This is a genomic window from Bacteroidales bacterium, assembly GCA_021157585.1.
In the GTDB taxonomy this organism is placed as follows: domain Bacteria; phylum Bacteroidota; class Bacteroidia; order Bacteroidales; family UBA12170; genus UBA12170.
In genome coordinates this window covers 1-4,294 of record JAGGWH010000137.1, presented here as the reverse complement: position 1 = coordinate 4,294, position 4,294 = coordinate 1, and the positions used below count along the sequence as shown (strand labels likewise).

The window sequence follows — 4,294 nt, the reverse complement described above, 5'->3', positions numbered from 1 at the left end:
CAACATATCTGGCCTGGTTTGCATTAGTTGAAATAATTTGTTGAGAGCCAAAACTACCTAGTCCATCAGTATTTTCGTACCATGCTATTTTGTTATCTTGAATTGATGATGAAATTACATCTAAATCACCATCATTATCAATATCTATTGCATATATTGAAGATGGTTGATTAACAGCATTTGATATTAACTGCATTGTTCCAAAAGTTCCTTGTCCATCTGTGTTTTCACACCAAGCAATGTAATCTCCTTCTGCTGAATCAAATAGAATATCATTGTCTCCATCTCCGTCTAAATCAGATGCCATTACATTATTTGGTTGAGTTGGATTAGCAATAATTTGTTGAGAGCCAAAAGTTCCTTGTCCATTAGTATTTTCATACCATGCAATTTTATTATCATCTATTGATGCTGAAATTACATCCAAGTCACTATCTCCATCTAAATCGCTAGCATAAACCCACGAACCATAAATTAAATCTGTTGAAATAATTTGTTGTGTCCCAAAAGTTCCTTGCCCATCAGTATTTTCGTACCAAGCTATTGTGTTATCGTAGTATGAAGAAGATAAAACATCTATATCGCCATCACCATCTAAATCAAATGCGCGAACACAATCTGCACCGTCAGCATTACTTGTAATGGTTTGTTTATTTGAAAAGGCTCCCTGTCCATCAGTATTTTCAAACCAAGAAACTTCATCATAAAACCAAGATGTAGAAAGTATATCTAAATCCCCATCTCCATCAATATCAGCACAGTAAATACTGGTTGCTTCATTTACATTTGTTGAAATAATTTGTTGTGTCCCAAATTGTGAAAAGCCATTTAAAGACATAGAAATAAGAATAAATAATGTGATTTTTGTTTTCATATTTTTTTTATTTTTTATTAATAATTGCCCATAATAATTAATAAATGCATTGCATATATTCTAGCTTCACATAAACTTCCTAAAACAATTAAAATACTAAAAATCAACAATCAAAACGTTTTTAATCAATTGCAAACGCTTAAATACCGGATAATTCAATTTATGTAATCATTTTAGGAGACCTTACGTCTATGCTATACTCCCAAAGTTACAAAATATTTTGTCTATTCCACAAAATGAGTAGTTTATTAAAAAAACGATAAATCCCGAACATAAAAAAGAGGGTTTCCCTCTTAAAAACGCTAAGCTTTTTAGTTTTATTCAGGCTTAAAATGAATATGCTCCATAACGTGAGCTTACATATCAACCCCAATTCTTATAAAAAGCTATTAATAGCTCGAGTTTAAGCCTCTCGGATATACAAAATAATCAGGCTTTTTTTATCGGAAAAAATTAGCTGCTTATCACTTTTTAAAAGCATTGGATAAATTAATACATTTGCGCAAACCAAAACCAAACCATGATTCAATCTCATTTTGGCGAATTTGCCGCTTTATTGACTGCTGTTTTCTGGACGGTTACAGCACTTGCTTTTGAAGGTGCAACTAAGCGCGTAGGTCCTTTTGCCGTTAATTTAATCCGACTAATCTTTGCTTTGGTATTTTTAAGTTTCATGTCTTATTTTAGTCGTGGACTTGCTTTCCCCACCGATGCAACAACACATATTTGGCTCTGGTTAGGTCTTTCTGGTGTGGTTGGATTTATTTTAGGCGATTACTTTTTATTTGCTTCTTATCCACTTATTGGTTCACGCATGGCGATGCTTATGATGACTTTAGCACCTCCAATGGCCGCTTTCTTTGGTTGGTTAGCGCTGGGCGAAACAATGAATATTAAAGGCTTGGCAGGAATGCTTTTGGTGATTTCTGGTATTGGTATTGCTATTTGGAATAAGCCTAATGGGGAACAAAAATCTCGACTTAAATTTCCAATAAAAGGTTTAATTTTTGCTTTTATCGGTGCGCTCGGACAAGGTGGAGGAATCGTGTTGAGTAAATACGGAATGGGACAATATGATGCTTTTGCTGCAACTCAAGTTCGGGTTATTGTTTCTATTATCGGGTTTACCATTATTATTACTTTTCTGCGGAGATGGAAAAATGTAAAAGCTGCATTTAAGAATAAACCTGCTTTGCGAGGAATTATTTTAGGTTCTGTTTTTGGCCCTTTCCTAGGCGTTTCTTTTTCTCTTCTTGCGGTTCAGAATACCAACACAGGAACTGCTTCTACCATTATGGCCATTGTCCCTGTTTTAATTATTCTTCCCGCTGTGGTTTTGTATAAACAAAAAGTGAGTTTAGCTGAAATTGCAGGGGCATTTTTGAGTGTGTTTGGCGTGGCTTTATTTTTCATATAAAGAGGCTCTAAACAAGCTGATGCTGCACTGAAATTAGCATTTATTGTAATTTATAAATTTACCCCGCTTGTAATCGATTAAATATCAACGGAATAAAAAATTAAATAAAATTTTTACCCAATTGTTTTTTTATATAAAATATTATTGCAAATATTTGTCGCTCAAAACGAATAAAGAAATCGTGAAAAGAAATTTAAACATTAGCCTCATTATTATTAACATTCTCTTGGTATTTAAGAGGTGAGGCTGCGTGTAAATATTAAAAATATAGAAACCATCCTCACTAAAACGAGGGTGGTTTTTTTTATGAAAAAAAATGAATACTAAAATGAATATCGCACATCTATCTAAGCTAAATATTATCATTCTGATTATTATTATTCTCCTATTGCGAATTTGAGAGAGCTTAGTTTTGTGTAAAATTAGATTAGCCTTTCTCAAATACGAGTAAGGCTTTTTTTATGGAAAGAGAATTATAAAAAAATGAATGAATTAAGAAGCAATACGAGTACAGCAGGTAGAAAAATGGCGGGAGCCAGAAGCCTGTGGCGCGCCAACGGAATGACTGAAAAACAATTTGGAAAACCCATAATCGCGGTTGTTAATTCTTTTACTCAGCTGGTTCCGGGACATACACATCTTCACCAAATTGGTCAGGATGTAAAAGCACTCATCGAAAAAGAGGGTTGCTTTGCTCCCGAGTTTAATACCATTGCCATTGATGATGGTATAGCTATGGGACATAGTGGAATGTTGTATTCACTGCCTTCGCGCGATTTAATTGCCGACAGCATAGAATATATGTGCAATGCACATCAGGTAGATGCTATGATTTGCATTTCGAATTGTGATAAAATAACACCCGGAATGTTAATCGCTGCTATGCGTTTAAATATTCCTACGGTATTTGTTTCGGGAGGACCAATGGAAGCAGGTATTGTAGGAACTAAAAAATTGGATCTAGTTGATGCTATGGTTATTGCAGCCGACGAATCTGTAGATGATGAAGAGGTTTTTGCAATTGAACGAAACGCTTGTCCTACCTGTGGATCTTGCTCTGGTATGTTTACGGCTAACTCTATGAATTGCCTTACAGAATCTCTTGGACTTTCTCTACCCGGAAACGGAACAATAGTCGCCACACATGCGAATCGCAAAAGCCTTTTTGAAAAAGCTGCCGAAACTATTGTTAGAAATACATTTGATTATTATCATAATGGAAATAGCAAAGTATTGCCTCGCTCAATAGCTACACGCACTTCGTTTTTAAATGCTATGACTTTAGATATTGCTATGGGTGGTTCATCAAATACAATACTACATTTATTAGCAATTGCTCATGAAGCCGAAGTACAATTCTCTATGAAAGATGTAGATGAATTATCGCGTAAAGTACCCGTTTTATGTAAGGTTTCGCCAAACTCAAATTATCATATACAAGATGTAAACAGAGCGGGAGGCGTTGTTAGAATTTTAAATGAATTACGAAAAGGAAATTTAATAAATGGAAATGTTCCTCATGTTTTATTGCCTTCTTTATCAGAGGTATTAAATACCTATGATGTTAAGGAAGAAAATATTTCAGAGGAAGCTCAAAAGCTATACCATTCAGCGCCAGGAGGATTTAAAAATCTAATCCTAGGATCTCAAGAAAATCAATATGAAAGTCTTGATTTGGATGAGCAAAAGGGATGCATACGGTCTTTAGAAAATGCTTACAGCAACGATGGTGGTTTGGCCGTTCTTTTTGGAAATATTGCCAGCAAAGGCTGTGTGGTAAAAACGGCAGGTGTTGATGAGAGTATTTTAATCTTCAAAGGCAAGGCTAAAGTTTATGAATCGCAGGAAGATGCAATTGAAGGCATCTTAACCAAGAGAGTAAAGCCCGGTGATGTTGTAGTTATTCGTTACGAAGGACCAAAAGGAGGTCCGGGAATGCAGGAAATGCTGTACCCTACCTCCTATCTTAAAACCATGAAATTAGATAAGGAATGCGCCCTACT

Annotated in this window: 3 protein-coding genes; 2 read left to right on the top strand and 1 reads right to left on the bottom strand. The window is 35.1% G+C overall.

Annotated elements, in window-relative coordinates:
* The coding region (locus J7K39_09510; protein ID MCD6180126.1) for a VCBS repeat-containing protein at positions 1–874 on the bottom strand (874 nt) is incomplete at its 3' end.
* Positions 875–1,394: 520 nt separating this feature from the next.
* On the opposite strand from J7K39_09510, the gene J7K39_09505 reads away from it, so the two are divergent.
* Positions 1,395–2,291 (top strand): DMT family transporter, encoded by an 897-nt coding sequence (locus tag J7K39_09505; GenBank protein MCD6180125.1) that lies wholly within the window; start codon positions 1,395–1,397, stop codon positions 2,289–2,291.
* Between the two features lie 483 nt (positions 2,292–2,774).
* Positions 2,775–4,294: dihydroxy-acid dehydratase (gene ilvD, locus J7K39_09500; GenBank protein ID MCD6180124.1), on the top strand; the 1,520-nt coding region annotated here is incomplete at its 3' end.

Coding starts and splice junctions, on each gene's coding strand:
- J7K39_09505 (MCD6180125.1), top strand. CDS start 1,395: ATGATTCAATCTCATTTTGGCGAATTTGCCGCTTTATTGACTGCTGTT.